Origin of the sequence: Enterobacter sp. SECR19-1250 (assembly GCF_013391025.1) — a bacterium.
GTDB lineage: Bacteria > Pseudomonadota > Gammaproteobacteria > Enterobacterales > Enterobacteriaceae > Enterobacter > Enterobacter cloacae.
The window spans coordinates 1-4744 of the sequence record NZ_JACASJ010000187.1 but is presented as its reverse complement, the minus strand read 5'-3'; the positions used below and the strand labels follow the sequence as shown (position 1 = coordinate 4744).

The following is a 4744-nucleotide window of genomic DNA, read 5'->3' as shown; positions in this document are numbered from 1 at the left end:
AGGAACATAAAGTGAACGGAATGACCTCTACAGCCATATGTTCCCCCTCACCCCAGCCCTCTCCCTCAAGGGAGAGGGGGTCCTCCGTGCAGGCATTATTTTATGGGGAACCCTCAACCCTTTGGGAGAGAGTTAGTGTGAGGGTCTATCCAGAATTCGTATGCTATGATTCATCCAGGACAAAAACACCAACAGAATGAATCACATGAAACTCGACGCCTTTATTCAGCATGCGGTCAGTTCGGTTCCCATCAGCGGGACGTCGCTAATCTCTTCATTATACGGTGATGCGCTTTCCCATCGCGGCGGCGAGATCTGGCTTGGCAGCCTGGCCGCGTTGCTCGAAGGGATGGGCTTTGGCGAGCGCTTCGTGCGAACCGCGCTGTTTCGCCTCAACAAAGAGGGCTGGCTGGATGTCTCCCGCATCGGGCGTCGCAGCTATTACCGCCTGAGCGACAAAGGGCTGCGTTTAACCCGCCGGGCGGAGAATAAGATCTACCGCGCGGAGTTGCCCGCCTGGGATGGTAAATGGCTGCTGCTGCTCTCCGAAGGCCTCGATAAAACCACGCTTGCCGATGTGAAAAAACAGCTTATCTGGCAAGGGTTTGGCACGCTGGCGCCCAGCCTGATGGCTTCGCCCTCGCAGCATCTGGCGGATGTGCAGTCGCTGCTTCATGACGCGGGCGTGGCGGAAAATGTCATCTTCTTCGAAGCCCATTCACCGCTGGCACTTTCCCGCGCGGCGCTGCGTTCCCGCGTTGAGGAGTGCTGGCAGTTGACCGAACAGAACGCGATGTACGAGACGTTTATTCAGTCGTTCCGTCCGCTGCTGCCGCTACTGAAAGAGGCTACGCCGGAAGAGCTTACGCCGGAGCGTTGCTTCCACATCCAGCTGTTACTGATCCACTTTTATCGTCGCGTGGTGCTGAAAGACCCGCTGCTGCCAGAGGAGTTACTGCCTGCGCACTGGGCGGGACAAAGCGCACGACAGCTTTGCATCAACATCTATCAGCGTGTGGCTCCGGGAGCGCTGGCGTTTGTCAGCGAGAAAGGCGAAACCTCGGTGGGTGAACTGCCCGTGCCCGGCACGCTTTATTATCAACGCTTTGGTGGTCTTGCGACCGCATAAGGAGTGAGGATGCCTGTTTATCAAATTGACGGTCTGACGCCGGTGGTGCCAGACGAGAGCTATGTCCACCCGACAGCGGTGCTCATTGGCGATGTGATCCTGGGCAAAGGTGTGTATGTCGGTCCCAATGCCAGCCTGCGCGGCGACTTTGGCCGTATTGTGGTGAAAGATGGCGCGAACATTCAGGATAACTGCGTGATGCACGGCTTCCCGGAGCAAGATACGGTGGTGGAAGAGGACGGCCATATCGGCCACAGCGCCATTCTGCACGGCTGTATTATCCGCCGCAACGCCCTGGTAGGGATGAACGCGGTGGTGATGGACGGGGCGGTGATTGGCGAAAACAGCATCGTCGGCGCGGCGGCGTTTGTGAAGGCGAAAGCCGAGATGCCCGCTAACCATTTGATTATCGGCAGTCCGGCGAAAGCGATTCGTGAGCTGAGCGAACAGGAACTGGCCTGGAAGCAGCAGGGCACGCGCGAGTATCAGGTGCTGGTGGAGCGCTGTAAGCTGACGATGCATCAGGTGGAGCCGCTGCGCGAAGAAGAGCCGGGACGCAAACGACTGACGTTTGATGAGAATTTACGGCCGAAATCGGCGGTGTGAGCGGGGGGAATGTATATTACCGGGCAAGGGAGCATCCTGTGACATTACTCATACGACAAGCAACATCAGCAGATTCAGTATTACTCAGTGAACTGGGCTATCGCATCTATCCCGCGCACTTTAAGCATCTGTGGAAGTCGGAATCAGAGCTAAACGATTTTCTGAAGTCCGAATATTCTGTTGCGGCGATAGAACAGAGTCTGAGAGACAGCGGCACAACCTGGTATGTGGCGGATCTTGATCAGCCGATTGGTTTTATGAAACTGACATGGGAAGCTACAATCCCTGATACCGACATCAGCGGTGTTCTTCTTAATAAACTCTATCTTGATCCGACTAAGACGAGTAATCACTACGGTCAGAGCATGTTTAGCCGCGTCATCGAACTTACCCGAAGTCATGGCAAAAAATTTCTGTGGCTCGAGGTGCTTGAACAGAATGAACGTGCCCGGCGATTTTATGAAAAGCAGGGGATGCGGTTTATTAAGGATACGGTTTTCGAAACAGCGTCGCAGCGGAGTGTATTGAAGATCATGGGGATGGGGTTATAGCTTTCCTTTGCTTATAGGGGCTTTTCGTCTTTGTCAGACAGGGATTATTGGCTTAGAAAGAGGGATGGGGGAGATCTGGCTATGCGGGCTCATCAACAGCACAAGTCACGTAAATTGTATCGTAGCGTCAACACGACGACACGACACTATTCTAACAACCCTGGCGCTGAGTATCGCTGGGAACGTAATCGTAAAAAATCCGGGGATGAGCTGCTGGTAACACGTGAAACCATGCACAGTGGACAAAAGCGAGGACGTGACTACACGCCATTGTTTTACTTTTTGCTCAAACAGATTGGCAAGCCGTGGGATGACGTTTTCAGTGAAGTTTGTGGACGTCTTGATACTACCGAGCCTGTGTTCTGGTTAGTCGCGTTGCATGAGCATCAGCAAAGGGATTTAGTCTGTATTGGCGATAGCAGCTTTTATCCGGGCCTGTTTGTTGACGAGAATGGCGTTTTACAACAGGTTAACCCATCGATTAGTGCCAGGGACGTAAAAGTGACTTGCCGCTGCTGTACGCACACCTTTATTGGTGAGCCTGTGCCCTGGAGGGAGGAGTGAAATATGGGCTGTTGCGCTACATACCCTGATGAAGTAAGTCAGGATATTTGCCGGATAAACCCCCAATAATTTACGTAGCCGGGATCCATTCAACAATAGTTCTTGCCAACTCCCTGGGCTGTTCGAGCGGAATCATATGGCCGCAATCCAGAATGATTCTTAACGACGCATAAGGTATGGCTTCGACCAATTCTTCTGCCTCCTTCATCGAACGGATGGCATCATCTTCACTGGCGATAACCAGTGTTGGACAACGTATCGTTGCAGAAGGTATACCTTGCCTGGACAAGGATGATTGCGTGATGAAGGCTTCAAATCCCAGAGAGCATCCCATTTTCTGGATAGCTGAAATCATATCCTGATTTGATGTGTTTAGAGGGTGGAGTGACCGGGCAATAGCATGTCTGCTCAGTCCCTTAAACGTTGTGGGGGACAATGACTGCACGCTTTTCCGCTTTGCTTCAGCCTCTAACGGCGTATCTTCCCGTAAGGAACTGGCAATAAGCACTAAGGACTCTACACGTTCAGGGAATTCTGCTGCCAGTTGCCGGGCAATATACCCTCCCATCGAAAAACCTATCAAAGAAAACTTCTCAGGCAGAAGAGTAATCAAATGCTGCACTACATCATGAATGGTTCGTCCTTCACTTACAGCTGCATGATGAACAATACAGTTTGACGGGAGGTATGTTTCAAATTCATGCCAAAGCATTTCATTCAGCATAAACCCGGGAATTAAAACAATTTTACGCGGCGTTAAACTCATAGATCTCGCTTAAATGCATCAGTGTATTTATTGGGTTAGACAGGTTAAAAATATCTTACTAACTGCGACAATATCAAATTTCGGCCCTGGATAGGCGTTGTCTATTTCCACAGAGTTTCTGAACGTTTCTAACGTCCTCCCAGGCTTCCTCCACCATCAACAGGCAGCACTACGCCAGTAATAAAACTCGCTTCTGGTGATAAAAGAAAGGCTATTGCTGAAGCCACTTCAGCAGGAGAACCCAGTCTGCCCATTGGGATTGTCGATAAAATACGTTGTTCTGCTTCACTTCCAACAGGTCGTGTTTTATGAAAAAGCTCTGTCTCTATTGGCCCAGGAGCAATCGCATTCGAGGTGATCCCGAATTGAGCAAGCTCTAATGCCCAGGTCCGTGTACAACCTACCAGAGCACTTTTTGCTGCTGAGTAAGCTGTTCGGTCAATCGCACCGTAGATGGCACGGCTACATACATTAACTATTCTTCCCCAGCCTCTGCTCTTCATGTTGCCGATGAGTGCTTGTGTTATTTGAACTGCCACCCGTACGTTTATATCCATGACCTTCAGGAACGTTTGAATATCAATGCCTCCAAGTTGTTGAGGTAAGGCTACACCCACATTATTTACAATGCCGTGAATTTCGTGATTTTCGACTATTTTCAATAAAATTAAGTTAGTCTCATCAGCGCTACTCAGGTCAGCCGTATATAAAACCCCCGGAAAGTTGGCATCAACATTACGGGCAATACCCACAACCTGGTGACCCTGTTCTGATAATTTGTCACTGAGTGCTCTTCCTATCCCTTTTGTTGCACCAGTGATTAGATAAGTGCGATAAGGCCCCATATTAAAATCCTCAGTTTCGTTTGGCAGAATGAGAATCCAATGCTTACTGAAATCCCATTTTTTACTAACCCTCTATTAGGCTAGCAGAATAATTGCCAACGTTTGCTCATCGCTCAAAACCGACGCTCGCGCAGTAACAGAATAGCGTGGTACACATGCCAGCCTGCAATCATGACCTGTCAACCTGACGTGATACGTTCCTTATCCCTATCAAGTGCCGCCCCGTCATCTAAGGAAGGTGCGAACAAGTTCCTGATATGAGATCATCATATTCATCCGGAGC

At 50.4% G+C, this 4744-nt stretch carries 6 protein-coding genes; 4 read left to right on the top strand and 2 right to left on the bottom strand.

The window, feature by feature from the left end:
- The first annotated feature begins 196 nt into the window (after positions 1 to 196).
- The 4 genes from paaX (at position 197) to HX884_RS25305 (ending at position 2850) form a co-directional block, all read left to right on the top strand.
- Positions 197 to 1129 (top strand): phenylacetic acid degradation operon negative regulatory protein PaaX, encoded by a 933-nt coding sequence (paaX, locus tag HX884_RS25320; protein ID WP_029883661.1) that lies wholly within the window; start codon positions 197 to 199, stop codon positions 1127 to 1129.
- A 9-nt stretch (positions 1130 to 1138) separates the two neighbouring features.
- A complete protein-coding gene (gene paaY / locus HX884_RS25315) occupies positions 1139 to 1735 on the top strand; it encodes a phenylacetic acid degradation protein PaaY (RefSeq protein WP_029883660.1) in 597 nt (198 codons plus the stop codon).
- Positions 1736 to 1773: 38 nt separating this feature from the next.
- Complete coding sequence (locus tag HX884_RS25310; RefSeq protein ID WP_178328968.1) at positions 1774 to 2286, top strand: GNAT family N-acetyltransferase; 513 nt, start codon at positions 1774 to 1776, stop codon at positions 2284 to 2286.
- Positions 2287 to 2367: 81 nt separating this feature from the next.
- Positions 2368 to 2850 (top strand): hypothetical protein, encoded by a 483-nt coding sequence (locus HX884_RS25305; protein ID WP_045295254.1) that lies wholly within the window; start codon positions 2368 to 2370, stop codon positions 2848 to 2850.
- A 70-nt stretch (positions 2851 to 2920) separates the two neighbouring features.
- Here HX884_RS25305 and HX884_RS25300 read toward each other — a convergent pair whose 3' ends face one another.
- Both HX884_RS25300 and HX884_RS25295 read right to left on the bottom strand, forming a co-directional pair.
- The gene (locus HX884_RS25300; RefSeq protein ID WP_178328967.1) at positions 2921 to 3616 is read right to left on the bottom strand and encodes an alpha/beta fold hydrolase; all 696 of its coding nucleotides are present in this window, start codon (positions 3614 to 3616) and stop codon (positions 2921 to 2923) included.
- Positions 3617 to 3744: 128 nt separating this feature from the next.
- Positions 3745 to 4461 carry an SDR family oxidoreductase gene (locus tag HX884_RS25295; RefSeq protein ID WP_178328966.1) on the bottom strand — a complete coding sequence of 239 codons (717 nt, stop codon included), beginning with the start codon at positions 4459 to 4461 and terminating at the stop codon, positions 3745 to 3747.
- Positions 4462 to 4744 lie beyond the last annotated feature (283 nt).

Bases quoted from the DNA above. Each gene is read 5' to 3' on its own strand.
- paaX (WP_029883661.1), top strand. From the start codon at position 197: ATGAATCACATGAAACTCGACGCCTTTATTCAGCATGCGGTCAGTTCG.
- paaY (WP_029883660.1), top strand. From the start codon at position 1,139: ATGCCTGTTTATCAAATTGACGGTCTGACGCCGGTGGTGCCAGACGAG.
- HX884_RS25305 (WP_045295254.1), top strand. From the start codon at position 2,368: ATGCGGGCTCATCAACAGCACAAGTCACGTAAATTGTATCGTAGCGTC.
- HX884_RS25300 (WP_178328967.1), bottom strand. From the start codon at position 3,616: ATGAGTTTAACGCCGCGTAAAATTGTTTTAATTCCCGGGTTTATGCTG.
- HX884_RS25295 (WP_178328966.1), bottom strand. From the start codon at position 4,461: ATGGGGCCTTATCGCACTTATCTAATCACTGGTGCAACAAAAGGGATA.